This is a genomic window from Rhizomicrobium sp. (assembly GCA_037200985.1).
Lineage (GTDB): Bacteria > Pseudomonadota > Alphaproteobacteria > Micropepsales > Micropepsaceae > Rhizomicrobium.
Map to the genome: position 1 here is coordinate 2,445,284 of JBBCGJ010000001.1, position 26,314 is coordinate 2,471,597.

Sequence of the window (26,314 nt, forward strand, 5' to 3'; positions counted from 1 at the left end):
CCACCGCGCCGCCCGGAGCAAAGATACTAAGGCGTCGCCTGCCGGTCCGGGTCCCGCCGCCAATAGACATAGGACATCGCGACCGCGACCACGCTGCTTCCCAAGATCGAGCCGATCAGAACGAAGAACGCCAGTCGCGCCGGGAGCGCTAAGAGCGCCGCGAGCGAGGCCGCGCCGCTCGCCATGAAGAGGCGGCCGGCGAGGCGGTTGGCGTGCTCCCAGGCATATTCGCTCGACAGCGTCCAAGGGGTGCGGATGCCGGCGAAGAAGTTCGAACGGCTCTTGCCGATGAAGTTGCCCAGCACGATGAAAAGGATCGCGACCGCGGCGAGAATGACCGCCCCGACATCGAAGACCGCGTGCAAAGCCGTGGCCACGATGGCGCCATGCGCCACGGCCAGGACGGCAATCCCGCCGGTCCAGGCCACGGCGAAGAACTTCGCGCTGGCCGCAAGGTTGGACAGGCGCGGCTCGATCAGCGTGACGACCGCGAGCACAAGGCTCAGCCCGATCGCGAAGACGGGCCCCCACAGGAGCGCGAAGGGCTTGTGCGCGAAGCCGTCGGCATGGCCGTCCACGCCCCAATGCACGGCGATCCGCGCGTCGGCCGGGAGCACCGTCCAGGCATAGGCGCTGGCGGCCAGCATCGCGAGAACAAGCAGAAGCGAAATGAAGAGCGGTGTGCGGACGGTCATGGCTTCGGCTCCTTTGCGCCCTTGATTCCGGCGAGGTCCATGAGCGCGGCGGTGGCCTCTTCCAGCACGCTCATATTGACACGGTAGATGATGGTGGTGCCCCGGCGCTCGGTGGTGACGAGATCGGCGGCCTTCAGCACGGCGAAATGGCCCGACAGCGTGGGCTTGGCGAGATCGAAATGGTCGGCCAGTTCGCCCGCACTGGTGGCGCGGCGCCGCAGCAATTTGAGGATTTTCCGTCGCACGGGATGGGCCAGCGCATCGAACACATCTCCCATATTCGGTATTTAGGAAAATACCGAAATATAGTCAAGCGTTGCGTGGGGCCGCGGGCGCGGCGACTCAGCCGGCCGAGGAAAGCCCCGGCGCCGCGGCCATCTTGGCCCGGATGTTGCGGCCGATCAGGATGCGGAAGACGGCGTATTGCACGGCGAAGGCGCCGATCTGCACCACGGCCGGCACCACCGCGGTATAGGCGGTCCATACCGCGAGGCTGAACATCAGTGCGACGACGGCGTTGACGACGGCCAGGCCCAGGACCAGCACGCCCCAGCCGAGGCTGGCCCAGCGGATGACTTTCGCGTCGAGGTTTTCGGTGACGATGGGCGGCAGGTAGGGCGCCATCCAGTTGGTCGTCAGCATCACGGCCGCGACCGCCGCGGCGACCAGCGAGGACTTGATCTGCATGAAATGCGGATCGCTGGTATAGATCGTGGCGGCGCCGCTGACGATCACGAGGACGACGCTGACATATTGCAGCGGCCCGACGGGTTGGCCCTTCAGCTTCATCCAGGCGAACCGCGCCAGGCCCGCGACGACGCCGACGACGGTCGCCAGGACGATATCGTTCGCGGCCCACAGGATGGCGACGAAGACGATGGTGGCGAGAAGATCGAGCGCGATCGGCCTGAAAGCCCGGAAGAATCCCATCGTCCCGCCCTCCTACTCCGCCGCCGCGCCGCCCTCGCCGCGCAGATAGGCCGGATATCTGAGGCTGAACGTAAGCGCCAAAGCGAGCGCTACAAGGCCCGCCACCGCGGCGTCCGCCAGCGAAACCGTTGGGACCAGCAGCGCCGCCGCGTCGGCCGCGGTCATGATCAGGAGCGCCGCCGTCCACACCGCGCTGACGACATAATTGGCGCGCAGGAAGGAAGGCGCCTCCCACTGCTCGGGCGCCACCTGTTCACGGGCATATTGCAGGGTGAACGGCTCATGCAGCACGAGCGAGAGCACCACGATGGCGAGCAGGCCGCCGTCGACGACGACGAGCACCGTGCCGTAGGCGAGACCCGGCTGGATGAAGCCCTTGTAGAGCGCGAGCACGCCGAACAGCGCGGTGTTGCCGGCGTCCAGCGTCTTGAGCACGCGGGTGTCGAGGAAGGAGCGCATGCCCAGCGTGAAGGCGACCGCGAAGGCCGCCCACAGCGCCAGATCGGCCGACAGACGCATCAGCACGTCGAACAGGATGAACGGCAGGAAGCCGAGCACCAGATTCATGCCGTCCTCCGGCGGCCGGGCCGGCGCGAGGCCGCCCCGGCCGGTCGCATTACGGCGTGGCCGTCGAAGCCGTCGCGTATTTGCTGTTGGCGTAGAGCAGCCACAGATGCTGCGCCTTGGCATAGCCCGGCGAGGGGTTCGACACGGCGTTGAACGCCGCGACCGCGTCGGCGACCTTGCCCTGCTTGATCAGCGATTCGCCGATCAGCATGTTCGCCTCGGCGACGTCCAGCTTGGGGCCGCCCTTGGCGAGCGCGGCCCGCGCCGTGGCCTCGGCATCGGCGTAGCGGCCATAGCCGTAATAGGTCTCGGCCAGCTTGAGCAGGATGTCCGCGCCGCTCTTCTTGGCCAAGGTCTCGAAGGCGGGAAGCACGGCGCGGTCGCGCGCCGCCGCGGCCTGGGCCTTCGCGAGATCCGCGCCGCCGACATGGCCGGCGTCGAGGAACGCGACCGCTTCGGCCGGCATGCTCACGCTCGGCGCCAGGCACAGATTGGCGGGCAGCGTGTAGTCGGAGGGCTGGCCGCTCGCATGCACGACCAGACGCAGGCGATAGATATGGAGGGCCTCCATGTCCTTGATGCCCTTCACGGCGAAGCTGGTGTCGATGATCTGGCCCCAGTCGTCGGGATCGTTGTAGTAGGTGACGACGGTCTCCAGCGTCGCGACCGCCTCGGCCTCTCTCTTGGCCTTGATCAGCGCGCCGAGCTTGATCTCCAACGCGCCGCGGTTCGGCGGTTGGCCGGGGGGCGTCGCGTCGAGCGACTTCTGCGCGAAGGCCGCCGCGTTGGTGAAATCGTTGGCGAAGTAATAGGCCTGGGCCAGCGTGCCGATGACGGTCGGATCCGGCGCGCCGCCGAGCGCCAGATAAGCGGTGCCGTATTTGATCGCCTTGTCGTAGTGCTTGGCCTGGGTCGCGAGCAGCATCGCATTGTGAAGCGTGGCCTGCTTCTCGGCATCGGGCATCGCCGGCGAATCCGCCATCGCTTCATAGGCGGTGTCGGCGGTGTCGTAGTCGGCGGCGCCGATCGCGGCGCTGGCGAGGAAATTGTTGACCGTGTACTTGTCGAATTCGGTCAGGTCGGGCAGCGCCTGAGCCTGCTTGATCAGCTCCATCGCGCCCTTGTAGTCCTTGGCCTCGAGCAGCTTCTGCGCCGGCTGGAGCAGCTTGGCGACGGGCGCGCTGACGGACGGGCCGCTGGCCTTCGCGGCGAAGGCGGGCGCGGTCGATGCAGTCAGCACGAAGGCCGAGGCCGTTCCCATCAGGCAGGCGAACAAGGCGGCGCGGGCGAAACGCATGGTCATCAAATATCCTCACTTGGGCTGGAGCGACGTGCGCTTTAGCGACCCCTCGCATCGCGCATCTTGATTGGGTTTGCAACTTTAGTGTGGCGGGCGGATGAATCCAATGTGGCGACGGCAGTAATATTGCGGTGCAGCGAAAAACCGCCTATCCCGGTCGCCCCATGAGCCAGGTTCCAGACGGATTGCCGGCGACGGCTGAAAACATTTCGCGCGGCGGCTTCAACCTGCACGCGGGACCGATCTGGCGCCTGCCCGCGGAGGGCGAGGCGCGGCGTTTCGCTTTGCCGGTGGCCGACAAGCACATGAACAGCGCGGGCAGCGTGCATGGCGGGCTGCTGATGACCTTTGCCGATATCGCGATGAGCCAGACCGCGCGCGCCGTGTCGGGCGCGCCGGCGTGCAGCACCGTATCGCTGACCTGCGATTTCGTCGGGCCGGGCAAGCCGGGCGACATTCTGGAAGCGCGCGTGCGGGTGACGCGCCAGACGCGGACCATGGTGTTCCTGTCCGCCGATATCGTGGCCGGCGACCGCACCGTCGCGGTCGCCACCGGTCTGTGGAAGATCGCGTGAGCGCGCCGCCGGGGTTCACGGAGACGCGGCTGATCGATCCGTTCGAACTCCATATCGGGCCGGTCTATGAGCAGGGCGAGAAGGGCGCCAAGCGCTTCGGCTTCCGCGTCGACAAGCACCACGTCAACATGAACGGCGTCGTCCATGGCGGCATGCTGATGACCTTCGCCGATGCCGCGTTCGGCCAGGCGGCGTGGGATGCCACCGATCGCGCCTCTTGCGTGACGCTGAACATGCAGAGCCAGTTCCTCGGCCCGGCGCGGGAAGGCGACTGGATCGAGGTCGCGCCGGTGCTGACGCGGCGGACGCGCTCGCTGCTCTTCCTGCGCGGCGATTTCACGGTCGACGGCGCGGCGGTCTATTCGGTGTCGAGCGTGTGGAAGATATTGGGCATCGACTGACATCCACCGGGAGAGGCGTTCGGGCACTTGAACCACCCATTAACGCTCTGTTCACGCTAACGCCACGTTTACCCATCTAGCCTAGGTTCCCTGCATCTGGGGACGGAGGCTTTGCATGGGCCGGCATGACGCCGCCCTTTCTTCGACGTTCGACGGGCCGCGCCTCGACGGACGCGTCGCGTTCTTATCGGCGGCGCCGGGACATCTCGGCAGCGCGATGGCGCGCGCGCTTTGCTGCGCCGGCGCGCATGTGATCATCAATGCGCGCGACGATGCGAAGCTCGCCGACTTCGAAGCCGCGCTTCTGGGCGAAGGCCATTCGGTCGAACGCGCCGCATTCGACGTCGCCGATATCGCCCGCGTGAAGGATTTCTTCGCGTCGCTGCCCAGGCTCGACATCCTCGTCAACAATGCCATCGCGATGACGCCGAAACCCTTCGCCGCACTCGATGCGTCCGACTTCGCGTCGACCTATGCCTCGAGCGTGACCGCCAGCTTCGAGGCGGTGCGCGCCGCCCTCCCCGCCCTGCGCGGCGCCGCGTCGGCGTGCGGCGGGGCGAGCGTGATCAATGTCGCCTCGATGTACGGAATTGTCGCGCCGGATGCGCGGCTCTACGACGAGCCTGGCCAGCAGAGCCCGTTCCACTACGGTCCCGCCAAGGCCGCGCTGCTCCAGCTTACCCGCCACCTTGCTGCCGGGCTGGGCCCCGAAAACATTCGCGTGAACGCGCTGGTCCCCGGCCCCTTCCCGCGCGAGGCCGTCCAGGCCGTGAACCCCGCTTTCGCCGCCCGGCTGGCCGCCAAGACCATGCTGGGCCGCCTCGGCAAGGCCGGGGAGATCGCCGGACCCCTGCTCTTCCTGGCTTCCCCGGCGTCGTCCTTCATGACCGGCCAGGCGCTGACCGTCGATGGCGGTTGGACCGCCTGGTGAGATAGAAGGAAGGAGCAACCCAAGCCGATGAATATGGCGTTCCTCTCCTCCTTCAAATCCGGGCCGGACACGGTGTATCCCGAGGCGCTGCGCCAGCGCCTCAGGAATTTCCCGCTGCTGGAGGATGTGAGCGACGCGGCGCTGAAGAAGCTTCTGTCGGAGGCCAACTGGTTCGGCTTGCCGGGCGGCATGCTGCTCAAGCGCGACGGCGAGAACGACCACGCCGTGTTCCTCGTCATCACCGGCAGCCTCGGCGTCTTCGCCGAGGACGAGCACGGCAAACGCCGCTTCGTGGCGCATGTCCCGGCCGGCGAGACGGTCGGCGAGATGTCGCTGATCTCGGGCAGCACGGAGCACTCCGCCCAGCTCGTGGCGATGCGCGACAGCGAGCTCCTGCGCGTGCCGCCGGCCGCCTTCGACGCGCTGATCGGGCGCCATCCGCGCGTCATGCTCAACATGATGCGCATCCTGGTGAAGCGGCTTCAGGACACCACGAAGAGTTCGAGCGACACGGCGCGGCCCAAGACCTTCGCCATCGTGCCGCTGCAGCCGGGCCTCGACCAGTCGCCGATCGCCCATCGCATCGCCGGCGCGCTGGTGAACATGGGCTCGAAGGCGGCGGTGCTCGATTCGTCCTGCGCCGACCAGTCGGGCGAGTGGTTCGCCAATTTCGAGGCCGGGCACGACATCGTGTTCTATCGCGGCGACGCGCCGGACAGCGCCTGGACGCATCAATGCCTGCGCCAGGCCGACCGCATCTTCCTCCTGGCGCGCATCGACCAGCCCTTGCCGGATCACGCGATGGACGTGCCGGCGTTCAAGGAACGCGCCGCCGGACTGCCGCAGCTCCTGCTGCTGCATCCTACCGACAAGAACGAAAACATGCCCGAGCACCTGGCGGTGCGCGCCGGGCTGTTCGAGTCGCACCATCACGTGCGCACCGGCCGGCCCGACGACATCAAGCGGCTGGCGCGGTTCATCTCCGGCCGCGCGGTCGGCATCGTGCTGGCCGGCGGCGGGGCGCGCGGCTTCGCCCATATCGGGGTGGTGAAGGCGCTGGTCGAAGCGGGCGTCCCGTTCGACAATATCGGCGGCACCTCGATGGGGGCGCTGATCGCGGCGGGGCTGGCCTGCGAATGGGGCATCGAGGAACTGACCGACCGGATGCGCGCGGCCTTCGTCGACGGCAATCCGCTCAACGACTACACGATACCGCTGATCGCGCTGGTGCGCGGGCGCAAGGTTTCCGACCTGCTCAAGCGCAACTACGGCGATCTGCGGATCGAGGAACTGGCCAAGCCGTTCTTCTGCGTCTCCTCCGACCTGACGACGGGGCGGGTGCACATCCACCGCGCCGGCACGCTGTGGCGGGCGCTGCGCGCCAGCGTCGCGCTGCCGGGCATCCTGCCGCCGGTGACGCATAACGGGCACCTCCTGGTCGACGGCGGGCTGATGAACAACCTGCCGGTCGACGTGATGGCGGAGCGCGCGAGCGGGCCGATCATCGCCTCCGACGTCACCGGCGAGATCGACCTCAAGGCGCGCGACAGCCAGTACGGCGAGCGGCCCTGGTGGTGGCTGATCGCCCAGCGCATGGCGGGGACGCCGTCCATCGTGTCGATCCTGATGCGCTCGGGCACGGTGGGCTCGGAGGCGCAGCGAAGGCTGGCGCGCGAGCAGGCGAACTACATGTTCGAGCCGCCGCTGAACGGCGTGGGCCTGCGCGACTGGCGCGCCTTCGACCGCTGCATCGCGGAAGGCTATGAGCACGCGCTGCGCATGATCGAGATGCACGGCGTGCCGCTGACCGAGGTGTGGAGCGAGGGACCGGCGGTCGCCATCGAGCACCACGTGCACGCGGCGGAGTGATGGATTTTCCTCCCCCGCTGTCGCGGGGAGGGAAAGCGGGGCAGCTATTCCCCGCTCAGCGCCCGCCGCCGGATCGGCAGCAGATCGTCGAACTTGCCGGCGCGCTTCTCGTTCCTGGCTTGGAACGCCTCCATCATGTCGGCCTCGGGGTGGTACATGCCGGCCTGCCAGGTCGCGATGTAGTCCAGCCCGTCGGCGATCGTGTGGTCGCGCGCGTAGTTGATCATCACCTTGGAGCCGTAGACCGCCAGCGGCGATTTCTCCGCGATGTCCTTGGCGATGCCCATGACATGCTCCAGCATCGCCTCCTGCGTCGGGAAGACCGCGTTGACGAGGCCGAGCTCCGCCGCCTTCTTCGCCGGCAGGCGGCGACCCGCATAAGCGAGCTCGCGCACCATGCCCTCGGGCATCAGCTTGCACAGGCGCGGGAAGGTGCCGACATCGGCGGTCATGCCGATATTGATCTCCTGGATGACGAAGAACGCGTCCTCGGTCGCGTAGCGGCAGTCGCACGCGCTCGCCATGTCGACCGCGCCGCCGACGCAGCCGCCCTGGATCGCGATCAGGATCGGCATGCGCGCCTTTTCGAGGCAGTTGAACGTCTCCTGGATGTCGAGCACGGAGAGGCGCAGGCTCGCGCGGGTGCGGCCGCGCTCGGTCTGCGCCCGCGCCGCCGCGGTGCCGGCGGAGCCGCCGCCGGTAAACACCGCCAGGTCCATGCCGCCGGAAAAATGCTTGCCTGTCGACGAGATCACGATGACGCGCGCTTTCGCCTGGTCGTCGATGTCCTTCACGATGGACGGCAGCTCGGTCCAGAACTCGGGCACCATGGTGTTGAGCTCGGCGGGGCGCTTGAGCTGGATATGCGCGATGCCGTTCGCGATTTCGACGGCGAAGCAACGATAGGTCATGCGCGGTTTCCTCTAGATCGAATTGTTCGGCGTTTGCGGCGGTCCGTTCAGGTCGTAGCGCCGGCCGCTCGGCCCGGTGAGGACCAGCGACGTCACATGGCTCACATTGTCGTGCGTGACGACGCTGGCTTCCAGCGTGCCTTCGGCCCTGCTGCCCTTCAGATGCACGATGTAGCTCGCCGTGGTGCCGGAGCCCGCGACGGTCGAGACGGTCGTGCTTGACACGCCCGTGACCTCGATATTGTCGCCGAGCATGGAACGGGCGAACTGATTCTCGTTCACCGCGGCGACCACGACTTTGAGCGTCGCGTCGTTCTTGAAGCCGTTGGTGAGATACCAGCCGAAATAGCTGAACGTGCCGACGAGCGCGACGACGGCGATGAGCGCCGCGGTCAGGCAGCCCCAGAGGCAACCATGGCCCGAGCGGGCCGGCGGCGGCGGGAGCGGTCCTGGTGTCGCAACGTCGGTCAAACTGCCCTCAAGGCAACATTGCAGAGGCGGCAAGCAAATCACACGCGCGCTGTTGGCGCAAAGCGGCCGGCTAACCTATTGTCGCCGTCGGGAAGAACGGACGAGGAAACGGCCATGCCGATCGACTATGACGAGATGATGCAATCCAAATCGGTCGGGCTCGAGGCGAGCTATGGCGACCGCGAGGTGATGCTCTATGCGCTCGGCGTCGGCTTCCAGCGCGATCCGATGAACGAGGCGGAGCTGCCCTTCACCTATGAGAACGACCTGCAGGTCGTGCCGACCTTCGCCACCGTCATCCCGCGCGGCCGGCCACGCCCCGGCGGCAGCGAAGGCACGATGCTGTCCGGCATCAATTACCTGATGGTGGTGCATGGCGAGCAGCGCCTGACCATCCACAAGCCCTTGCCGCCGGCCGCCCAGGTGACGAGCGACGAGCGCATCCTCGGCGTCTATGACAAGGGCAAGGACAAGGGCGCCATCATCCTGGTCGAGCGGGTCGTGTCGAACAAGGAAAACGGCGACAAGCTGGCGACGCTGGTCTCCACCATTTTCGCGCGCGGCGACGGCGGGTTCGGCGGACCGAAGGAGGGCGCGCCCGAGCCGCATGCGCTGCCGACGCGCGCGCCCGATCTCGTGCAGGAATGCGACACGCGGCCGGACCAGGCGTTCCTCTATGCGCTGTCGGGCGACCGCAATCCGCTGCACCGCGACCCCAAGGTCGCGAAGATGGCGGGCTTCCCGCGCCCCATCCTGCACGGGCTGTGCTCCTACGGCACGGCGTGCCGCGCGGTGATCACGACGCTGGCGAAATACGATCCCAAGCGGATCGCGAGCTTCGACGTGCGGTTCTCCGCCCCGGTGTTCCCAGGCGAGACCATCGTCACCGAGATGTGGGTCGACGGCGGCACGGTCTCCTTCCGCTCCAAGCTGAAGGAGCGCGACGTCGTGGTGCTCAACAACGGCAAATGCACGCTTGCAGCCTGACGGCGACCCGCTCGAATACGCCGAGGGCCTGATCCGCGGCGGACGGGCAGGCGAGGCCGCCCGGTTCCTGCGCGACCGCATCGCTTCGGGGCGCGGCGGCGTCTTGGCTCGCACGCTGCTGGTCGAGGCCGCATTGGCCTACGGCGACACCGAGGCCGCGCTGGCGGCGGCGCGCGAAGCGGCGGCGCTCAATCCCAACGTGCCGCAGACGCTGATCGCGCTCGGCGACGCGCTGCGCGCGGCGGGGCATCTGCCGGCGGCGATTTCGGAATTGCACCGGGCGCTGCGCCTCGATCCCGCTTCGGTCGCGGCGCGGTTCAAGCTCGGCCTGGCCTGGCTCGAAGCCGGCGAGGCGGAGAAGGCGCTGGAGCAGTTCGGCGCACTCGAAGCCGCGGACGTTCCCGAACTCGCCGCGCAGATCGCCCGCGCCGAGGCGATCCGCGCGCAGCCGCGCTCGGACGCCGGCTATGTGCGCCACCTGTTCGACCAGTTCTCGTCCGACTACGACGCGCGGATGCGCGGGCAGCTTTCCTATCAGGCACCGGAGATCCTGCGGGCGCTGGCGGACCTCGTGATGCCGGGCGCACACGATCTCGAGATTCTCGATCTGGGTTGCGGCACAGGTCTCGCGGGCGCGGCCTTCGCCGATCTCGCCGCGGCGCTGGACGGCATCGACCTCAGCCCGGCGATGATCGCCAAGGCGGGCGCGCGCAAGCTCTACCGCGCGCTCGCCGTCGGCGACATCGAGACGGCGCCGGGCGGCGAAGTCTACGATCTGGTGCTGGCCGCCGACACGCTGGTCTATCTCGGCGATCTTCGTGCCGTGTTTCGCGCCACGGCAGAGCGCCTAAAGCCGGGCGGCTTCTTTCTGTTCACCGTCGAGCGTACGGAAAGAGACGGTTTCGACCTCGGTCCCAAGCGCCGCTGGCGGCATTCCGAAACGTACTTAAGAGAAGCCGCGTCCGAATCGGGCTTCGACGTGGCGGGACTTGTGGCCGCTTCGCCACGCGCCGAAGCAAACGTGCCGGTCGAGGGCCTTGCGGTGGCGCTGACGAAGCCTGCCTAGGCACGATTTGTACATTCCTGCGTTCTCTTGGTGCACCGCAACCGGCTCTCCCATGATCGCCCTCGAAAATACGCTCGCCGCTCCGCAGCTCCGGGACGACGCCATTCCCCATGCCGGGCAGATCGTCCTGTTCTCCGTTCTGATCTCGGCGCTGATCGCCGCTGCGTCCCTGACCCTGGGCGCGGGCGACGGCAATCTCTGGCCGCTGGCAGCCGAAATGGTTGCGCGCTTCTCCCTGCTGATCTTCGTCGCCGCGATGATCGTCGAGCCGATGGCGCGGCTGATCCCGAGCGGCGCGACGCGGGCGGCGGGGCGCGAGCGCACCAGCCTGATCCTCGGCTTCGTCGCGGCGTCGGCGATCTCGCTGGCCTGCGTCGCGGCGCCGTCGCAGCTCGGCGGCGAGCCCATGACGCTTCCGGCCATCGCCTATTGCCTGCTGACCGGCGCGATCCTGGTGGTGATGCTGTTCAGCGCCCATCCGGCCACCATCCGCTTCCTCGGCGCCCCGGCCTGGCGCTCGCTCCAGCGCATCGCCACCGCCTATTTCTGGCTCTCCTTCGCGCTCATCGGCATCAGCCATCTCATCGGGCCGCATCGCCCGGACAATTGGCACGGCTTTTCGCTGCTGCTGCTGCTGGCCGCGCTGATGATCCGCTTCGCCGACACCCTGGTGGCGCATTATCGCGGCACGCCAATGGCGGAAAAAGTGGGCTGATTGTCGTTTCCGCCAGGCCCCGCCCGCGGCTAGTCTCGCGGGCATGGCCCGGACTTCTCCCCGACGGATCGTGATGCTGGCGTTCGAGGACGCGCAGATCCTCGACATCACCGGACCGTTGCAAATTCTCGGCGCCGCCAATCGCGGGCCGCGCCGCGTCTACGACATCGCGCTGGGGGCGAAACGGCCCGGCCCGTTCCGCACCAGCGAGGGTCTCAGCCTCGTCGCCGATGCCCGCTTCGACGCGGCGCTGCTGAAAGACGTGGACACGCTGATGATCGCCGGCGGCGAAGGCATCGACCGGGTGCGGCACGACAAGGCGCTCGTCCGCCTCGTCGCGGAGGGCGCAAGGCGGGCGCGGCGTGTCGTATCGGTGTGCTCCGGCGCGTTCCTTTTGGGCGAGGCCGGGCTGCTGGACGGCCGGCGCGCCACGACGCATTGGAGCCGCGCGGGGCAATTGGCGCGCGAATTCCCCAAGGTGACGCTGGAGCCCGACGCGATCTTCGTGCGCGACGGGCGCGTCTGGACCTCGGCCGGCGTCACCGCCGGCATGGACCTGGCCCTGGCCCTGGTGCGCGAGGATTTGGGCGACGAGGCCGCGCTCGCCATCGCGCGCCAGCATGTGATCTTCCTGATGCGCCCCGGCGGGCAATCGCAGTTCAGCGCCCATCTGGCGCCCGAGGCCTATCCGAAGGGCAAGCTTGCGGGATTGTTGCGCTGGATTCCGGAGCACGCCGGCGAGGACCTCGACGTCGCGGGCCTGGCGGCGAAGGCCAACATGTCCGAGCGCAGCTTCGCGCGGAATTTCCGGCGCGAGACCGGCGAGACGCCGGCCCGCTATCTCGAACGCGCGCGCATCGACGCGGCGCGGCGGCTGCTGACGGCGTCCGACCTGCCGGTCGGCAGCGTCGCCATGCGCGCCGGCTTCGGCTCGGAGGAGCGCATGCGGCGCGCCTTCCAGCGCCGGCTCAAGACCAGCCCCGGCGCCTTCCGCGCCCGCTTCCAAGCCCAAGGAGACGCGTCATGAAGCTTCGCATCGGGATCCTCATCTTCGACGACGCGGAGGAACTGGATTTCGTCGGACCCTATGAGGTCTTCACCATGGCGAAGTCGATAAAGCCCGACGAGATCGAGGTGCTTCTGGTGGCCGAGCGCGACGCGCCCATCCGCTGCGCCAAGGCGATGCGCGTGCTGCCCGATGCGACGATCGCGACCTGCGGGGTGCTCGACGTGCTGCTGGTGCCGGGCGGCCAGGGAACCCGCCGCGAGGTCGACAACAAGCCCCTGCTGGACTGGATCGCGGGCGTCGCCGGGACCGCGCGCTGGACGACCAGCGTTTGTACCGGCGCGATGCTGCTGACGGCGGCGGGACCGGCGCGCGGCAAGCGCGTCACCACGCACTGGGCCTTCATCGAGGCGTTGCGCGCGCGCGGCGAGGCGCCGGAAGTCCTCGAAAATTATCGTTATGTCCAGGACGGCAATGTTGTCACCTCGGCCGGCGTTTCGGCCGGGATCGACATGGCGCTCTGGCTGGTCGGACAATTATACGGCGTTCCGTTCGCGCGCGAGGTGCAGAAGCGCATGGAATACGATCCCGCGCCGCCCTATGCCGCGCTTGTCGGATGACCCTACGCCCTTCCGTCCGCCCCGGTTGATGTGCTTGTATCGCCCCGGTTTTGCGAGGGGTCGCAACCGCAAGGGGAGTAGGAATTCCATGATGTTGAAGACTTTGGTACTGGCCGCGGCTCTGGCCATCGGCACGGCGGCGCCGGCGCTGGCCGAGAGCGCCTGCCAGGAACCGATCGCCCCCGCGGCGGTGGACGGCAACACGGCGACCTCGGCGCAATTGCACGCCGCGGTGGTCGACGTGAAGACCTTCATCAAGCAGTCCGACGATTATCAGGAATGCCTCTATCGCGACCTGAAGGCCCAGGCGGACCAGGCCAAGAAGGACAAGAAGGACCTCGACCCGTCGGTCGCGGCGGATGTCGACGCCAAGGTCAAGGCGAACCAGGCGCTCAAGGAGCGCGTCGGCGCGGAATACAACGCCGCCGCCCTCGCCTATAAGGCCAAGCATCCCGGCGAGTGACGGGCAGCGCCGAAACGGAAGACGGGGGCCGCGCGCGTCGCGGCCCTTTTTCGTTGCGCGAATCGCGTATCCTGCCGTCATGATTCGAGCGGCCCTTGCCGAACAACGGACGCTGCGGCGGGCGCAGGCGCATGCCGCGACGCGCGGCGCGATCCTGGACGCGGCGCGGCGCGTGGCGGTGCGCGACGGCGAGCTTTCGCTGCGCGGCGTCGCGGCCGAGGCGGGCTTCGCGCCGGCCGCGCTCTACGGCTATTTCTCGGGCAAGGACGACCTTCTGCTGGCGCTGGCGGCGGAAGACCTCGCGCAACTGGCGCGCGCCATGCGCGAGGCGGCGGCGCATGAGACCGGACCCGGACGGCTGGCGGCGGCGGCGAAGGCCGCGCTGTCGCAACTGAGCGAGACCGACTCGCTCGGCGCCGCGCTGACGGCCTTGCCCGCGCAACCCGGCGCGCGCGACGCGGAGCGGCTGTTCAACGGACGGCTGATCGCGGCGCTGAAAGTGCTGTCCGAGGCCTCGGGCAAGCCGGCCGCGACGCGTGACGATCAATGCGACATCGTCCTTCTGGCCGCGGCGGTCGGCGGGCTCGCGCTGCTCGCGCGCTCGGGGCGTCTCGATGCCCTGGGCTTCTCGCACGACGAAGTCCTCGCGCGGCTCGCGGCGCATTTCGCGGCGTAGGACAAGCATAAAGTCTCACGAAGGTTGACCCCACCGCTTCGCGCGAGCACATTCGCCCGCAGTTCGGGGCTGGCCGATTCGCGAGTCCCTTCGCCTCCTTTCTGCGATCAAACGCGTTCGATGGAAATCTATCTCCCCATCGCCGAGATGTCGGTCCATTGGCTGATCGTGCTCGGCATGGGAGGGGCGATCGGTTTCCTCTCGGGCCTGTTCGGCGTCGGCGGCGGCTTCCTGCTCACGCCGCTCCTCATCTTCTACGGCATCCCGGCCGAGGTCGCGGTGGCGACGACGTCGAGCCACATCACGGCCTCGTCGATCTCGGGCGCGCTGGCGCAATGGCGCCGCCGCGCCGTCGACCTGAAAATGGGCGCGGTGATGGCGGCGGGCGGCCTGGTCGGCACGAGCTTCGGCGTCTGGCTGTTCACCGTGATGCGCCGCTACGGCCAGATGGATCTGCTGGTCTCGGCGAGCTATGTGATCCTGCTCGGCACGGTCGGCGCGCTCATGCTGAACGAGAGCCTGGGCGCGCTGCGCGCGTCGCGCGGCGGGGCGCCTCCGGCGCGGCGGGCGCCGCATCTGTGGATGCACGGCCTGCCGTTCAAGATGCGCTTCCGCGAGTCGCGGCTCTATATCAGTGTCATCCCGCCCGTGGTGATCGGCTTCTTCGTCGGCGTGCTGTCGGCGATCATGGGCGTCGGCGGCGGCTTCGTCATCGTGCCGGCGATGATCTATCTCCTGCGCATGCCGACCAACGTCGTGATGGGCACGTCTCTGTTCCAGATCATCATCGTCACGGCGGCGACCACGATCCTGCAATCCACCTCCAACTACTCGGTCGACATCGTGCTCGCCCTGTTCCTGATCCTGGGCGGGGTGATCGGCGCGCAGCTCGGCGTGCGGGCGGGCGAGCGGCTGCGCGGCGAGCAGCTTCGGCTTCTCCTCGCGCTGCTGGTGCTGGCGGTGGCGCTCCGGCTGTTTATCGGCCTCGTCGTCAAGCCGGACGATCTGTTCTCCGTCTCGATCGGCGCGCCATGAGAGGCCGGGCGCTCGCCGTTTGCCTGCTGCTCGCCGCGACGCCCGCGGGGGCGAGCGAGGACCTCGTCTCGGGCCTGTCGCAGGACACGGTCGAGATCACCTCCAACTACACCGGCACCGACATCGTGGTGTTCGGCGCGATCGAGCATCCGGAGGAAACGGGCGTCAACGACGTGGTCGTGGTGGTGCGCGGACCGGGCGCCAACATGACGGTGCGCGAGAAGCAATGGGTGGGCGGCATCTGGATCAACCGCGACCAGGCGAAGCTGCTCGCCATGCCGACCTATTACTTCCTCGCGAGCACGCGGCCGGTCGACCGGATCGCGCCGGCCTTCACGCTGGAGCGCTATGCCATCGGGCTCGCCAATGTCGTGCCGGCGCGGATCGTCAGCCATCACGATCCCGAACCGTTCCGCCAGGCGCTGATCCGCCACCGCCAGGCGGACGGGCTCTATGGCGAGGAGCCGAGCGGCGTGATCTTCAACAGCCCGACGCTGTTTCATGCCCGCGTCCCGATTCCGGCGACGGTCACGCGCGGGCTTTTCAACGTCGAGGTCTATCTGTTCCGCGACGGTACGGTGATAGCCGCGCAATCGACGCCGCTGTTCATCGACCAGACGGGGCTGGAGCGGCGGCTGTTCAACTTCGCCCATGACGAGCCGTTCTCCTACGGCGTGGTGACGGTGGTGATGGCGAGCCTGCTGGGATGGCTGAGCTCGGTGCTGTTCCGGCGGAACGAATGACACCCTCTTACCCTTCCCTTGAGGGAGGGTAAATACGGAACTTATATAGATGAGTCCCTTTAACCTTTGGAAGGTGATCCTCCACCAAAAGCTCAACAAAAACCACCGCTGGCGAGCAGCCAAGATGGCGATTTGGCTGCTGTGGGAAGCTATTTGCCCATGGTCTTTAGAAATGTCTGAATCTGAGATGAAAGCTCGACGACAGATTCCATGGTCAAATGAATCTCCAATATGGCTTCAGATGGAGGTTTTGCGAGGGCGCGTTCTAAGTCTGGCGGACTTGCAAAGACTAAAGAGAGCTTGGCAGGTGATGTGCTGCCGGGAATGCAGGAAACCTCCGGACGTACCCCCAACATAGAATACACGTCATGAAATACATCGTTTGTCATTTTCGTCTCCGGTTAGAGAATTAGTCAGTGTACTGATTATTCAATGAACCTCGTGATAGTTGGGATCGGCACATTTCGCCCATAGCTGCCAAGCGAAATCTTCTCCTATTCCTCGCGCAACGGCGCGGCCGACGCAACGCTGCACGCGAACGGTTTTCAAGTCTGGCGTGAAGAGCGGCGTCGGTACGCGGCGATCATTGTCGGCGAGATTGGACGCGATCTCGGCGTCCGATATCCATTGCACTTGAATCGGCGCGTAGTCGCCGGGGTTAGAAACACTCAGGACTCCGGCGTCAGCGGTATTGTCCTCAAAGACGACCGTCGCTTGGCAAGAAACGGAACCGGCATCTGACGGCAGTCGAATGCTGACGCTGGAAAGCGCGACCGGATCAGCGGAGGACAGATCGTAGATAGCGCGTGCTCTTTTAGGAATGCCATTGGTCTTTCCAACAGACGCGTTCAACCATTGAAGCGCGCCGGCACTCGTCATTTCTACTCGTTGGCATGGATCATTCGGCGTCGTTGAAAAGAACTGCCCGGGTTCGTAATGGCGACCAGGGCCGGCGCACGCCATCAAAAGAAAATAGACTGCGACTAACAAGACCGAGCGCATTCAACCCCTCCATTGATCGGGGAGTTGATAAGGCCTCGTCTAAAAGGTCCGCACCGGCCTTTAGGCTTTCGCCCTGAACATGCGCCGGTGCCTCCTCGACCATAAGGTGAGGAGTGCGGATCACGGACGCACAACGCCGTTAGACGAAGGAGTTATCAAGCTCCGGGAGCGACTGCGCCGCTCTTGCCGAAGTTATAGCAAAGACCATTGATTCGCGCGAGATGTTCACGTACACATTCGATCCGCCTTCGCTTCGGAAACGGAGCATGCAGGCGAGATAACCGGAGACGATAAAAAGCAAACAGGCCCCAGCGCAAACTGGAGCCTGTCTTTCGTCAACCTGTTCCGGCTAGACCCGGAGACTGGAGGTGCTCAATGCGTTTCGTCGAACGCGTGATAATACTACTAAGTCTTTGTTCGGATGGGAAGTTTTTTCTTCTTGGGTTTTCGCCCGGGTTTTTCCTTCGCGACGGCCTTCTTCGAGCGGCCGTATGCAAGAACCTTGTCGAGGATGCCTTCTATCGCCTTCAAAAGATCAGCTCCTCGTAAGTCAGGCGCTTGCCGACCGCCGCGTCGAACAGGCTGTCGAGGCGATCCATCGTGTGGCGCTTAACGTCGCCATCGTTGAGCCTGAACGCGAACTCGTCGACGTAGCGATGCAAATGCTTTGCGCTGGTGTGATGGTAAACCCCGTAAATACCGCGCTTCAAGACCGCCCATGCGCTCTCGACGCCATTGGTCGTCACGCCGTCGCGAACGTATTCGTTCGCGCTGTGGTTGACCGTCTCGTGCTTGTAGTCGGGACGAAGCCCGATGTAGCTGCTGAATTCGTCCGTGTGGATCGTCGAGCCGACCTCGATGTTGTTTCGGATAGCGCGCTGGAGCGCGAACGCCGTCGTCTTGCCGACGGGAAGCGCTTTCATCCTTCCGCCGCGTTCCCTTATTCCGATCACGGCGACCTTGCCGCCGGCGCCGTTCGCACCAAGCTTCTTGTGCTGGTGACGGTTCTTTTCCTTGCCGCCGACGTAGGTCTCGTCGACCTCGACGATCCCGCGAAGCATCGTCAGATCGTTGCCACAGGCTTCGCGCAAGCGACCGAGAACGAACCAGGCGGTCTTCTGCGTCACGCCGATCTGCTTAGCGAGTTGGACGCTGGAGATGCCCTTGCGCGCGGTCACGAGCATGTACATCGCGTACAGCCACTTATGCAGGGGGACGTGGCTGCGCTCGAAGACAGTGCCGGTCCGAACCGTGAAGTCCGTCTTGCAGGCGTTGCAGCGGTAAAAGCCGTTCTTGCGCGCGGTGATCCGGCTCGCCTCCCGGCACTCTGGGCACTTCGCGCCGCTAGGCCAGCGCCGGGCCTCTATGTAAGCTCGGGCGGCGGCTTCGTCGGGGAACCGTTGGAAAAGCTCGAAGGTCGAAATGGTCGAACGGGACATCGGTCTTATCTCGAAATGACTTCTATCCTATAGCGGACAAGATCGAGGGAGTCAAGTATATAAGTCCCGTAAATACACGCCCGCGTGCTAAGCCCGCAGCGCCACTCTCGGCTTGCCGCGTGCCGCCACCGCGTACACCCGCCGTCCGCCCAGCATGTAGGCCGCGAAGGCGCCTTCGAAGAGCGTCGCGATCGCCGCGTCCCGCACATCGAGTCCGCCGGCATAGGCGCCGAAGGCCGGCATTACGAGACGCGTGCCGTCCGACGCGAAGCAGCGGCGGCGCAGGCTCTTGCCGCGCAACGTGACGGTGGCGCAGGGATGCAGATGGCCGGCGATCTCGCCCGGCTGCGGCTCGGCCGAGGGCTCATGGCGGAAGACGAGGCCGCCGATGGCGATCTCTTCGGCGATCGCGCCGCCGAGCCAGGCGGGCGGCTCGGGATCGTGGTTGCCCTCGATCCAGATCCAGTCGCGGCCGCCGACGAAGGCGGCGAGGAGGGCGCGCTCTTCCGCGTCGAGACGGTCGGCGGCGTCGCGGTCGTGGAAGGAATCGCCCAGCGCGATCACCCGCAGCGGCGCATAGCGCGCGATCAGCGCCGCCATGCGCTTCAAGGCCGTGCGCGTGTCATAGGGCGGCAGGAACTGGCCGCGCCGCGCGAAGGACGAGCCTTTTTCGAGATGGATGTCGGAGAAGACCAGCGTGCGCTCCGCCGGCCACCAGGCCGCGCCGGCGCAATCGAGCACCAGGTGCTCGCCGTTCACTTCGGCGTAGAGTTCGTCGGACATGTCTCTCACGTATAACCCTCCCGTTCACGGGAGGGTCGAAAAATTCGAAGCGCAGCGAAGAATTTTTCGGGGGAGGCTACGCAGTCCGTTCTCCATCTGAGAGACTTTCCCCTCCCCGAAATCTGCTTCGCAGATTTCGACCCTCCCGTGAACGGGAGGATAGTTTCACATTCGCATCGCATCCTCGATCAGGCGTTCCTCGGCTTCGTGCAGGATGTCCTCGTGCGCTTCGCCGGCCACCATCTCCTTGGATATCTCCAGGAGCGCCGGCACAGCCAGCGGTGAGACGCGTTCGAGGCGCCGCACGATTATTCGATTCCGGATGCGCTTCAGCATATCGGCCAGACGCGCGATGTCGAGCAGGCCGCTGCCGGCATCCTCATATGTCGCACGCAGCAGGACATGATCGGGCTCGTGCTCGCGCAGCACGTCGTAGATCAGGTCGGAAGAGAAGGTCACCTGCCGGCCCGTCTTCTCGCCGCGCGGATGGCGCCGCTCGATCAGGCCAGAGATGATCGCGCAGTTGCGGAAGGTACGCTTGTAGAGGCTCGATTCCGCCAGCCAGGCGTCGAGATCGTCGCCCAGCATGTCTTCGCTGAACAGCGCGTCCATGTCGGCGCCCCCCATATCGCGCAAGGCCCAGACGGCAAGTGCGTATTCGTTGGCGACGAAACCCAGCGGGCGCAGACGCAGGCGTTCGAGCCGGCGCGTGAGCAGCATGCCGAGCGTTTGATGCGCCAGGCGCCCCTCGAACGGATAGCAGACAAGGTACTCTTTCGAACCGCGCGGGAAGGTTTCCACGAGAAGCTGGCCGGGCTGCGGCACGACGGAACGGAACTCCTGCATGCGAAGCCACTCGCCGACCGGATCGGGCAGATGCGCCCAGCTCTCGGGCCGCGACACCATCTCGCGCACGCGTTGCGCGAGGAACGTCGAGAGCGGGAACTTGCCGCCGTTGTAGGAGGGGATCTGCGCCTCGGCTTCCTGGGTGCGGCTGACATAGGCGCCGTCCTCGCGCATGCCTTCGAAGCGCAGGACATGGCCCGAGAAGATGAAGGTGTCGCCGGAGGTGAGCTGCTCGACGAAATATTCCTCGAGCTGGCCGAGCACGCGGCCGCCGGCGCCGGTCGGCTTGCCGCGCGCCTGGAGGCGGATGTCGACCATCGGCTCCTCCACGATGACGCCGGCATTCATCCGGTAATGCTGGGCGAGACGCGGATGGGAGAGCCGCCACAAGCCTTCCGGCGTTCGGCGGAGCCGGGCATAACGGTCGTAGCGCTTGAGGGCGTAGCCGCCGGTGGCGACGAAATCGACCACCTTGTCGAAATCCTCGCGGGTCAGATGCGCATAGGGCGAGGCGGAACGGACTTCGGCATAGAGCGCCCCGGCATCGAACGGTTTCGAACAGGCGATACAGAGCACGTGCTGCGCGAGCACGTCGAGGCCGCCGCGCTTGAGGCGCTCGCCGTCGAGCTCGCCCGCCAGCACTGCGTCGCGCGCCGCGTTGCATTCGAGCACTTCGAAACGGTTGGCGGGCACGAGCAGCGCCTGGCTCGGCTCGTCCAGCCGGTGATTGGCGCGGCCGATGCGCTGCACCAGCCGCGCGGCGCCTTTCGGTGCGCCGATGCAGATCACCTTGTCCACCGCGCCCCAGTCGATGCCGAGATCCAGCGTCGAGGTGCAGACCACGGCGCGCAAGTCGCCGCGCATCATTGCGGCCTCTACCTTGCGGCGCTGCTGCGGCGCGAGGCTGCCGTGATGCAGCGCGATGGCGAGGTTGTCGGCGTTGATGCGCCACAGTTCCTGGAACGTCCGCTCCGCCTGGCTGCGGGTGTTGACGAAGACGAGCGCGGTCTTCGCCTCCTTGATCGCCGTCATCACGTCGGCCATGGCGTGGCGCGCCAGATGGCCGGCCCAGGGGACATAGGAATCCGAGGCGCTGATCGAAATCTCAGGCTTCGCGCCTGGCCGGCCCAGCACCAGTGCCGATCTCGCCTCGCCTTCGGCGGGCTGCGGCATCAGATAGCGCTGCAGAGGCGCGGGGTCCGCGACGGTCGCGGAGAGCCCGACGCGGCGATGGCCCGGCGCCAGCGTGCGCAGCCGCGCGAGGCCGAGCGCGAGCAGATCGCCGCGCTTGGAATTGTGCATGGCGTGAAGCTCATCGAGCACCACGGCCTTCAGGTCCGCGAACATCAGGCCGGCGCCGGGATTGGACAGCAGCAGCGCGAGCTGCTCCGGCGTGGTGAGCAGGATGTCGGGCGGACGATGGCGCTGGCGCTGGCGCTTGGAGACCGAGGTGTCGCCGGTGCGGGTTTCGACCCGGATGGGCAGGCCCATCTCGGCGACCGGCGCTTCGAGATTGCGCGCCACGTCGACGGCGAGGGCCTTCAGCGGCGAGATATAGAGCGTGTGCAGGCGAGCGGCGCGCCGGGCAGGGAGTTTCGCGAGGTCGATCAGGCTGGGCAGGAAGCCGGCCAGCGTCTTGCCGCCACCGGTCGGCGCGACCAGCAGCACGGATTCGCCGCGCGACGCGTGCGCGATCAGCGCGGACTGGTGCGGACGGATCGACCAGCCGCGCGACGCGAACCAGGCGGAAAAGGTGGCGGGGAGTGCGAGAGCGTTTTCCTCCCCCGCGTTTGCGGGGGAGGGGGACCGCGAAGCGGTGGAGGGGGCCGACTGGGCGGGCCCCCTCCGGCTCGCTACGCTCGCCACCTCCCCCGCAACAGCGGGGGAGGAAACTAATGTGCCGTCATTTTTGCCTGTCGCCGTCATCGCTCCTACTGTGCCCCAAAGAGCCGCGGAGGAACAGATCATGTACAACTTGATGCTCAAGGATGGCATTCTCAAGGGCAAGCGCATCCTGGTGACGGGCGGCGGTACGGGCCTCGGCGAGGTCATGACCGAGGCCTATGCCCAGCTCGGCGCCACGGTCTACATCTGCGGCCGGCGCAAGCCCGTCCTCGACGAGACGGCCAAGAAGATTTCCGACGACACCGGTTCCACGGTCAAAGGCATCGCCTGCGACATCCGTGTGGCCGAAGCGGTCGACGACATGATCGCGCAGATCTGGGCCGATGGCGGGGCACTCACCGGTCTGGTCAACAATGCGGCGGGCAATTTCATCTCGCGGACCAAGGACCTCAGCCCGCGCGGCTTCAACGCCATCGCCGACATCGTGTTCCGCGGCTCGTTCTACGTCACCCTGGCCTGCGGCAAGCGCTGGATCGAAGAGGAAAAGAAGGCGAGCGTGATCTCCATCCTCACGACCTGGATCTGGAACGGCGGGCCATTCACCGTGCCGAGCGCGATGAGCAAGGCCGGCCTCAACATCATGACCAAATCGCTGGCGCAGGAATGGGGGCCGAACGGCATCCGCCTCAACGCCATCGCGCCGGGTCCCTTCCCGACCAAGGGCGCGTGGGAGCGGCTGAACCCGGCGGCGAGCGGCAACACCGAAGCCTCGGCGCGGCAGACCGCCGGCATGGCGCGCAACGGCGAGATGGTGGAACTGGCGAACCTCGCCTCGTTCCTGATGGCGGACGGCTGCGAATATCTCACGGGCCAGACGCTGGCGATCGACGGTGCGCTGCACCTGGCGAGCGGCGGGAACTTCGCGCGGCTGGCGGCGCTGGGCGACGCGGAATGGGAGGCGATCCGCGGCCAGATCCGCTCGGCCAACGACAAGGACAAGGCGCAACGCAGCGTCTAGCGAAGCGTTCCGGTTTCCATCCGTATACGGACCGATTCTTCGCTGTTGACACGCAATCGTCACGGGCGGAGGATTTCGCGTGGCCTCCGAGACGGGCGTCACCGCGCGCAAGGGCGCAGAGATTGCGGTCAGGACCGGCAATCCAGCGGAACCCGCCGAGAGAGACCGTGGAACCGCTGCCAAAGGGAGATTCCGCATGGAAGAAACTCCACCGGGCATAGAACCGGGGCTCCGCCCAGCGCGGAGCCACGACCGGCCGAGGCGAAACGCCGGTCGCCGCCCAAAATCGACGTGGACGTCGCGAGCTTAGGCTCGCCTGCAAAGGCCGCTTTTGCGGCAATGGGAAAGCTCCGGACACGCTCCGGAGCTTTTCGTTTTTCCTCTACCGCGGTTGCGGGAAGGTGCCGAACGGAGTGAGGCGGAAGGGGGGCAGCGCCGAAACGATCGGCCCAGTCCGGCCCCCTCCGTCACGGCTACGCTACGCTTCGCCATGCCGCCTCCCCCGCAACAGCGGGGGCGGAAATTAGGTGCGCCATGCCACACGCTTGCCCGGTTCATACGCCGGCAGATCAAATTTCGGTTCGGCCGGGTCGTTCTTGAACTTGATCGCCGGGCCGATATGCGGATTGCCGGCCGCGTCGCGCAGCAGCAGGCCGCGCGCCGCCGCGTTCGCGTCGCCGAACGCGTCCTTCAGCGTGCGCACCGGCGCCCAGCAAAGATCGATCGGTTCCAGGAACGCTTCCCATTCGGCGCGCGTCTTCGTCGCGAAGAGCGCGGTGAAGAAATCGGTCAGCGGCTTCTGCGACGGCCCGGGCTCGCCCTTCGCGATATCGAGGAAATCGAGACGGCCGAGCGCCCGCAGCAGGTTCTCGCAGAATTTCGGCTCCGAGCCCGCGAGCACGATGAAGCCGCCGTCCTTCGTCTCGTAAATCCGGTTCATCGCCTGGCCGCCGTAATTGCGCATGGCGAGCGGCTGCGGCGCCCTGCCCTCGCCAAGCACCGTGCCGGTGATGTTCGGCGTCCAGGCGAGCAGCGCGTCGTACATCGCGATGTCGATATGGTCGCCCAGGCCCGTCTTCTCGCGCGCCAGGAGCGCCATCAGGATTGCCGACAGCGCGGTCAGCGACGAGGCCATGTCGGCCGCGACCAGGTTCGGCATGTTGGGCTTGCCGTCCGAAAATCCGCGCGACAGTTCCAGCGTGCCCGCCAGCGCCTGGACGCCGAGATCGTGCGACGGCTTCTGCGCCCAAGGCCCCGCCTGCCCGAAGGCGCTGATCGAGCAATAGACGATGCGCGGATTGCGCGCCGCGACCGCGCCGTAGCCGATGCCGAGCCGCTGCACGACGCCGGGGCGGAACGCCTCGACGATCACATCGGCATCGGCGGCCAGATCGAGGAACGCCGCGCGGTCGGACGCGTCCTTGAGGTCGAGCGCCAGCGCGCGTTTGCCGCGCGCGATGTTGCGGAACCACGCCGCCATGCCGTCGGGCGCCCGCGTGCCCATCGCCCGCACCGGCTCGCCGACGCCGTTCTTCGGCTCGACCATGATCACGTCGGCGCCGTGATCGGCCATGGTCATGGTCAGGTGCGGCCCGGGAAGATATTGGGACAGATCCAGGACGCGCACGCCGCCAAGCTTCATTGCCGTATCCGTTCGAAAAGTGCTTCTATCGGCGCCCGCCGCCCACTCCCCGAGGATATCCCATGTCCAGCGAAAATCTTCACGCCCCCCGCGAACGCCTGTCCAAGGAGACGCTCGCGATGCATCAGGCCATCGTTTCGCTGATGGAGGAGCTCGAGGCCGCGGACTGGTATCGCCAGCGGGCCGACGATTGCGACGCGCCCTCGCTCAAGGAGATCCTGCTGCACAACATGCGCGAGGAGATCGAGCATGCCGCGATGATCATCGAATGGCTCAGGCGCAACAATCCGCATTTCGCCAAGGAGCTGAAGGAATATCTCTTCACCGAGAAGGACATCATCGAGGTCGAGCACGAGGCGGAGAAGCCGTAGGGCTTTCCTCCCCGCTGTTGCGGGGCTTTGTAGCGACAGCGAACCCGGCAGGGTGGCATGCCGCAGCGAAGCGGAGGCATGACGGAGGGGGACCGCCCCGCGCCGCCGTTCAAACACTTCCCCCTCCGCCGCGCTCGCTTCGCGCGTGCGGCACCTCCCCCGCTTTGCGGGGGAGAAAAATTCAACTGAACGCCTGAATCCCGGTCTGCGCCCGTCCCAGGATCAGGGCGTGGACGTCGTGCGTGCCTTCATAGGTGTTCACCGCTTCCAGATTCAGCACATGGCGGATCACCGGATATTCGTCGGACACGCCGTTGCCGCCGTGCATGTCGCGGGCCTCGCGCGCGATGGCGAGCGCCTTGCCGCAATTGTTGCGCTTCATCAGCGAGACCGCCGGCGCCGCCGCGTCGCCTGAATCGATCAGCCGGCCCAGGCGCAGCGCGCCCAGAAGGCCGAGCGTGATCTCGGTCTGCATGTCGGCGAGCTTCTTCTGAACGAGCTGCGTCGCGGCCAGCGGGCGGCCGAACTGTTTGCGGTCGAGCGTATACTGCCGCGCCGCGTGCCAGCAGGCTTCCGCAGCGCCCATCGCGCCCCAGGCGATGCCGTAACGCGCGCGGTTGAGGCAGCCGAACGGCCCGCCCAGTCCCTTCGCGTTCGGCAGCAGATTGGCTTCGGGCACCAGCACGTCCTCCAGCACGATCTCGCCGGTCACGCTGGCGCGCAGCGAGAACTTGCCTTCGATCTTCGGCGTCGAGAACCCCTTCATGCCGCGCTCGACCACGAAGCCGCGGATAACGTCGTCGAGCTTGGCCCACACCACCGCGACGTCGGCGATCGGCGCATTGGTGATCCACATCTTGGCGCCGTTGAGGCGATAGCCGTTCGCTTCCTTTACCGCGCGGGTCGTCATGCCGCCGGGATCGGAGCCGTGATCGGGCTCGGTCAGGCCGAAGCAGCCGACGAACTCCCCGCTCGCGAGCTTGGGCAGGTATTTGCGCCGCGTCTCTTCCGAGCCATAGGCGTAGATCGGATGCATGACGAGCGAGGATTGCACGCTCATCGCCGAGCGATAGCCGCTGTCGACCCGCTCGACCTCGCGCGCCACGAGGCCGTAGCAGACATAGTTGAGGCCGGCGCAGCCATACTCTTCGGGAAGGGTGCTGCCGAGCAGGCCGAGCGCGCCCATCTCGGTCATGATGGCGCGGTCGAAGGTCTCGTTGCGGAAGGCGAGCTTCACGCGGCTCGCCAGCCTGTCCTGGCAGTAGGCGCGCGCGCTGTCGCGCACCATGCGCTCTTCGGACGACAAGTCCTGCTCGATCAGCAGCGGATCGGCCCAGTCGAACGCATTGCGGTCGAGCCGGGCGGACGGCTTGTGGGATTTGTCTTCCGGAATGGCCATGCGAAGGC

General features: G+C 66.7%; 29 protein-coding genes. 15 read left to right on the top strand and 14 right to left on the bottom strand.

The window, feature by feature from the left end; genetic code table 11:
- Positions 1-26 precede the first annotated feature (26 nt).
- The 5 genes from WDN01_11960 to WDN01_11980 form a co-directional block, all read right to left on the bottom strand.
- A complete protein-coding gene (locus tag WDN01_11960) occupies positions 27-695 on the bottom strand; it encodes an SdpI family protein (GenBank protein ID MEJ0026733.1) in 669 nt (222 codons plus the stop codon).
- Positions 692-973, bottom strand: coding sequence for an autorepressor SdpR family transcription factor (locus tag WDN01_11965; GenBank protein ID MEJ0026734.1), 282 nt, complete (start codon positions 971-973; stop codon positions 692-694). Before WDN01_11965 ends, WDN01_11960 begins: the two co-directional genes overlap by 4 nt.
- Before the next feature lie 64 nt (positions 974-1,037).
- Complete coding sequence (locus WDN01_11970; protein MEJ0026735.1) at positions 1,038-1,625, bottom strand: septation protein IspZ; 588 nt, start codon at positions 1,623-1,625, stop codon at positions 1,038-1,040.
- A 12-nt stretch (positions 1,626-1,637) separates the two neighbouring features.
- On the bottom strand, positions 1,638-2,192 hold the full coding sequence (locus tag WDN01_11975; protein MEJ0026736.1) for a hypothetical protein: 555 nt from the start codon (positions 2,190-2,192) through the stop codon (positions 1,638-1,640).
- A 49-nt stretch (positions 2,193-2,241) separates the two neighbouring features.
- A complete protein-coding gene (locus tag WDN01_11980) occupies positions 2,242-3,495 on the bottom strand; it encodes a tetratricopeptide repeat protein (protein ID MEJ0026737.1) in 1,254 nt (417 codons plus the stop codon).
- A gap of 161 nt (positions 3,496-3,656) precedes the next feature.
- Between WDN01_11980 and WDN01_11985 the strand changes: the two genes are divergently transcribed.
- From WDN01_11985 to WDN01_12000, 4 genes are all read left to right on the top strand, one after another.
- A complete protein-coding gene (locus tag WDN01_11985; protein ID MEJ0026738.1) occupies positions 3,657-4,067 on the top strand; it encodes a PaaI family thioesterase in 411 nt (136 codons plus the stop codon).
- The gene (locus tag WDN01_11990; GenBank protein ID MEJ0026739.1) at positions 4,064-4,468 is read left to right on the top strand and encodes a PaaI family thioesterase; all 405 of its coding nucleotides are present in this window, start codon (positions 4,064-4,066) and stop codon (positions 4,466-4,468) included. The genes WDN01_11985 and WDN01_11990 overlap by 4 nt, the downstream gene beginning before the upstream one ends.
- A gap of 115 nt (positions 4,469-4,583) precedes the next feature.
- Complete coding sequence (locus WDN01_11995; GenBank protein MEJ0026740.1) at positions 4,584-5,399, top strand: SDR family oxidoreductase; 816 nt, start codon at positions 4,584-4,586, stop codon at positions 5,397-5,399.
- A gap of 27 nt (positions 5,400-5,426) precedes the next feature.
- A complete protein-coding gene (locus tag WDN01_12000; protein ID MEJ0026741.1) occupies positions 5,427-7,268 on the top strand; it encodes a patatin-like phospholipase family protein in 1,842 nt (613 codons plus the stop codon).
- A gap of 44 nt (positions 7,269-7,312) precedes the next feature.
- On the opposite strand, the gene WDN01_12005 is transcribed toward WDN01_12000, so the two are convergent.
- Together WDN01_12005 and WDN01_12010 are read right to left on the bottom strand one after the other, a co-directional pair.
- Entirely contained in the window at positions 7,313-8,179 is an 867-nt protein-coding gene (locus WDN01_12005) for a crotonase/enoyl-CoA hydratase family protein (GenBank protein ID MEJ0026742.1), read from the bottom strand.
- Positions 8,180-8,191: 12 nt separating this feature from the next.
- Complete coding sequence (locus WDN01_12010) at positions 8,192-8,650, bottom strand: cytochrome c oxidase assembly factor Coa1 family protein (protein ID MEJ0026743.1); 459 nt, start codon at positions 8,648-8,650, stop codon at positions 8,192-8,194.
- 114 nt (positions 8,651-8,764) lie between these two features.
- On the opposite strand from WDN01_12010, the gene WDN01_12015 reads away from it, so the two are divergent.
- The 9 genes from WDN01_12015 (at position 8,765) to WDN01_12055 (ending at position 15,961) form a co-directional block, all read left to right on the top strand.
- The gene (locus tag WDN01_12015) at positions 8,765-9,637 is read left to right on the top strand and encodes a MaoC/PaaZ C-terminal domain-containing protein (protein ID MEJ0026744.1); all 873 of its coding nucleotides are present in this window, start codon (positions 8,765-8,767) and stop codon (positions 9,635-9,637) included.
- Positions 9,627-10,703, top strand: coding sequence for a methyltransferase (locus WDN01_12020; protein MEJ0026745.1), 1,077 nt, complete (start codon positions 9,627-9,629; stop codon positions 10,701-10,703). Before WDN01_12015 ends, WDN01_12020 begins: the two co-directional genes overlap by 11 nt.
- Positions 10,704-10,755: 52 nt before the next feature.
- Entirely contained in the window at positions 10,756-11,418 is a 663-nt protein-coding gene (locus tag WDN01_12025) for a hypothetical protein (GenBank protein ID MEJ0026746.1), read from the top strand.
- Between the two features lie 73 nt (positions 11,419-11,491).
- Entirely contained in the window at positions 11,492-12,445 is a 954-nt protein-coding gene (locus WDN01_12030; protein MEJ0026747.1) for a GlxA family transcriptional regulator, read from the top strand.
- Complete coding sequence (locus tag WDN01_12035; GenBank protein MEJ0026748.1) at positions 12,442-13,044, top strand: DJ-1/PfpI family protein; 603 nt, start codon at positions 12,442-12,444, stop codon at positions 13,042-13,044. The genes WDN01_12030 and WDN01_12035 overlap by 4 nt, the downstream gene beginning before the upstream one ends.
- 91 nt (positions 13,045-13,135) lie before the next feature.
- Positions 13,136-13,507, top strand: coding sequence for a hypothetical protein (locus WDN01_12040; GenBank protein ID MEJ0026749.1), 372 nt, complete (start codon positions 13,136-13,138; stop codon positions 13,505-13,507).
- 79 nt (positions 13,508-13,586) lie between these two features.
- A complete protein-coding gene (locus tag WDN01_12045; protein ID MEJ0026750.1) occupies positions 13,587-14,183 on the top strand; it encodes a TetR family transcriptional regulator in 597 nt (198 codons plus the stop codon).
- A 120-nt stretch (positions 14,184-14,303) separates the two neighbouring features.
- The gene (locus WDN01_12050; GenBank protein MEJ0026751.1) at positions 14,304-15,218 is read left to right on the top strand and encodes a sulfite exporter TauE/SafE family protein; all 915 of its coding nucleotides are present in this window, start codon (positions 14,304-14,306) and stop codon (positions 15,216-15,218) included.
- A complete protein-coding gene (locus tag WDN01_12055; GenBank protein ID MEJ0026752.1) occupies positions 15,215-15,961 on the top strand; it encodes a TIGR02186 family protein in 747 nt (248 codons plus the stop codon). Before WDN01_12050 ends, WDN01_12055 begins: the two co-directional genes overlap by 4 nt.
- A gap of 149 nt (positions 15,962-16,110) precedes the next feature.
- On the opposite strand, the gene WDN01_12060 is transcribed toward WDN01_12055, so the two are convergent.
- From WDN01_12060 to WDN01_12080, 5 genes are all read right to left on the bottom strand, one after another.
- Positions 16,111-16,350: a hypothetical protein gene (locus WDN01_12060; protein MEJ0026753.1), complete on the bottom strand. Its 240-nt coding sequence runs from the start codon at positions 16,348-16,350 to the stop codon at positions 16,111-16,113.
- A 40-nt stretch (positions 16,351-16,390) separates the two neighbouring features.
- Positions 16,391-16,963 carry a hypothetical protein gene (locus tag WDN01_12065; GenBank protein ID MEJ0026754.1) on the bottom strand — a complete coding sequence of 191 codons (573 nt, stop codon included), beginning with the start codon at positions 16,961-16,963 and terminating at the stop codon, positions 16,391-16,393.
- A 527-nt stretch (positions 16,964-17,490) separates the two neighbouring features.
- Positions 17,491-18,402, bottom strand: a complete 912-nt coding sequence (locus tag WDN01_12070; protein MEJ0026755.1) for an IS1595 family transposase — start codon at positions 18,400-18,402, stop codon at positions 17,491-17,493.
- Between the two features lie 87 nt (positions 18,403-18,489).
- The gene (gene pdeM / locus WDN01_12075; GenBank protein ID MEJ0026756.1) at positions 18,490-19,185 is read right to left on the bottom strand and encodes a ligase-associated DNA damage response endonuclease PdeM; all 696 of its coding nucleotides are present in this window, start codon (positions 19,183-19,185) and stop codon (positions 18,490-18,492) included.
- Between the two features lie 165 nt (positions 19,186-19,350).
- Positions 19,351-22,083 (bottom strand): ligase-associated DNA damage response DEXH box helicase, encoded by a 2,733-nt coding sequence (locus WDN01_12080; protein ID MEJ0026757.1) that lies wholly within the window; start codon positions 22,081-22,083, stop codon positions 19,351-19,353.
- Between WDN01_12080 and WDN01_12085 the strand changes: the two genes are divergently transcribed.
- Positions 21,998-22,894, top strand: coding sequence for an SDR family oxidoreductase (locus WDN01_12085; GenBank protein MEJ0026758.1), 897 nt, complete (start codon positions 21,998-22,000; stop codon positions 22,892-22,894). The two genes, WDN01_12080 and WDN01_12085, sit on opposite strands and share 86 nt — an antisense overlap.
- A 523-nt stretch (positions 22,895-23,417) precedes the next feature.
- Here the strand turns inward: WDN01_12085 and WDN01_12090 are convergent.
- Entirely contained in the window at positions 23,418-24,536 is a 1,119-nt protein-coding gene (locus WDN01_12090) for a CoA transferase (GenBank protein MEJ0026759.1), read from the bottom strand.
- Between the two features lie 62 nt (positions 24,537-24,598).
- Between WDN01_12090 and WDN01_12095 the strand changes: the two genes are divergently transcribed.
- Positions 24,599-24,907 (top strand): hypothetical protein, encoded by a 309-nt coding sequence (locus WDN01_12095; protein MEJ0026760.1) that lies wholly within the window; start codon positions 24,599-24,601, stop codon positions 24,905-24,907.
- 181 nt (positions 24,908-25,088) lie between these two features.
- Here the strand turns inward: WDN01_12095 and WDN01_12100 are convergent, their stop codons facing one another.
- On the bottom strand, positions 25,089-26,306 hold the full coding sequence (locus tag WDN01_12100) for an acyl-CoA dehydrogenase (protein ID MEJ0026761.1): 1,218 nt from the start codon (positions 26,304-26,306) through the stop codon (positions 25,089-25,091).
- Between the last annotated feature and the right edge of the window lie 8 nt (positions 26,307-26,314).

What these genes read in the sequence shown, in the direction of transcription:
- WDN01_12070 (MEJ0026755.1), bottom strand. Translation starts at nt 18,402, where the DNA reads ATGTCCCGTTCGACCATTTCGACCTTCGAGCTTTTCCAACGGTTCCCC.
- WDN01_11965 (MEJ0026734.1), bottom strand. Translation starts at nt 973, where the DNA reads ATGGGAGATGTGTTCGATGCGCTGGCCCATCCCGTGCGACGGAAAATC.
- WDN01_12065 (MEJ0026754.1), bottom strand. Translation starts at nt 16,963, where the DNA reads ATGCGCTCGGTCTTGTTAGTCGCAGTCTATTTTCTTTTGATGGCGTGC.
- WDN01_11970 (MEJ0026735.1), bottom strand. Translation starts at nt 1,625, where the DNA reads ATGGGATTCTTCCGGGCTTTCAGGCCGATCGCGCTCGATCTTCTCGCC.
- WDN01_12000 (MEJ0026741.1), top strand. Translation starts at nt 5,427, where the DNA reads ATGAATATGGCGTTCCTCTCCTCCTTCAAATCCGGGCCGGACACGGTG.
- WDN01_12055 (MEJ0026752.1), top strand. Translation starts at nt 15,215, where the DNA reads ATGAGAGGCCGGGCGCTCGCCGTTTGCCTGCTGCTCGCCGCGACGCCC.
- WDN01_12085 (MEJ0026758.1), top strand. Translation starts at nt 21,998, where the DNA reads ATGTACAACTTGATGCTCAAGGATGGCATTCTCAAGGGCAAGCGCATC.
- WDN01_12005 (MEJ0026742.1), bottom strand. Translation starts at nt 8,179, where the DNA reads ATGACCTATCGTTGCTTCGCCGTCGAAATCGCGAACGGCATCGCGCAT.
- WDN01_12090 (MEJ0026759.1), bottom strand. Translation starts at nt 24,536, where the DNA reads ATGAAGCTTGGCGGCGTGCGCGTCCTGGATCTGTCCCAATATCTTCCC.
- WDN01_12035 (MEJ0026748.1), top strand. Translation starts at nt 12,442, where the DNA reads ATGAAGCTTCGCATCGGGATCCTCATCTTCGACGACGCGGAGGAACTG.
- WDN01_11995 (MEJ0026740.1), top strand. Translation starts at nt 4,584, where the DNA reads ATGGGCCGGCATGACGCCGCCCTTTCTTCGACGTTCGACGGGCCGCGC.
- WDN01_12050 (MEJ0026751.1), top strand. Translation starts at nt 14,304, where the DNA reads ATGGAAATCTATCTCCCCATCGCCGAGATGTCGGTCCATTGGCTGATC.
- WDN01_12040 (MEJ0026749.1), top strand. Translation starts at nt 13,136, where the DNA reads ATGTTGAAGACTTTGGTACTGGCCGCGGCTCTGGCCATCGGCACGGCG.
- WDN01_12080 (MEJ0026757.1), bottom strand. Translation starts at nt 22,083, where the DNA reads ATGACCTCGCCGAGGCCCGTACCGCCGCCCGTCACCAGGATGCGCTTG.
- pdeM (MEJ0026756.1), bottom strand. Translation starts at nt 19,185, where the DNA reads ATGTCCGACGAACTCTACGCCGAAGTGAACGGCGAGCACCTGGTGCTC.
- WDN01_11960 (MEJ0026733.1), bottom strand. Translation starts at nt 695, where the DNA reads ATGACCGTCCGCACACCGCTCTTCATTTCGCTTCTGCTTGTTCTCGCG.
- WDN01_12060 (MEJ0026753.1), bottom strand. Translation starts at nt 16,350, where the DNA reads ATGACAAACGATGTATTTCATGACGTGTATTCTATGTTGGGGGTACGT.
- WDN01_12030 (MEJ0026747.1), top strand. Translation starts at nt 11,492, where the DNA reads ATGCTGGCGTTCGAGGACGCGCAGATCCTCGACATCACCGGACCGTTG.
- WDN01_12025 (MEJ0026746.1), top strand. Translation starts at nt 10,756, where the DNA reads ATGATCGCCCTCGAAAATACGCTCGCCGCTCCGCAGCTCCGGGACGAC.
- WDN01_12100 (MEJ0026761.1), bottom strand. Translation starts at nt 26,306, where the DNA reads ATGGCCATTCCGGAAGACAAATCCCACAAGCCGTCCGCCCGGCTCGAC.
- WDN01_12095 (MEJ0026760.1), top strand. Translation starts at nt 24,599, where the DNA reads ATGTCCAGCGAAAATCTTCACGCCCCCCGCGAACGCCTGTCCAAGGAG.
- WDN01_12015 (MEJ0026744.1), top strand. Translation starts at nt 8,765, where the DNA reads ATGCCGATCGACTATGACGAGATGATGCAATCCAAATCGGTCGGGCTC.
- WDN01_12045 (MEJ0026750.1), top strand. Translation starts at nt 13,587, where the DNA reads ATGATTCGAGCGGCCCTTGCCGAACAACGGACGCTGCGGCGGGCGCAG.
- WDN01_11985 (MEJ0026738.1), top strand. Translation starts at nt 3,657, where the DNA reads ATGAGCCAGGTTCCAGACGGATTGCCGGCGACGGCTGAAAACATTTCG.
- WDN01_11980 (MEJ0026737.1), bottom strand. Translation starts at nt 3,495, where the DNA reads ATGACCATGCGTTTCGCCCGCGCCGCCTTGTTCGCCTGCCTGATGGGA.
- WDN01_11975 (MEJ0026736.1), bottom strand. Translation starts at nt 2,192, where the DNA reads ATGAATCTGGTGCTCGGCTTCCTGCCGTTCATCCTGTTCGACGTGCTG.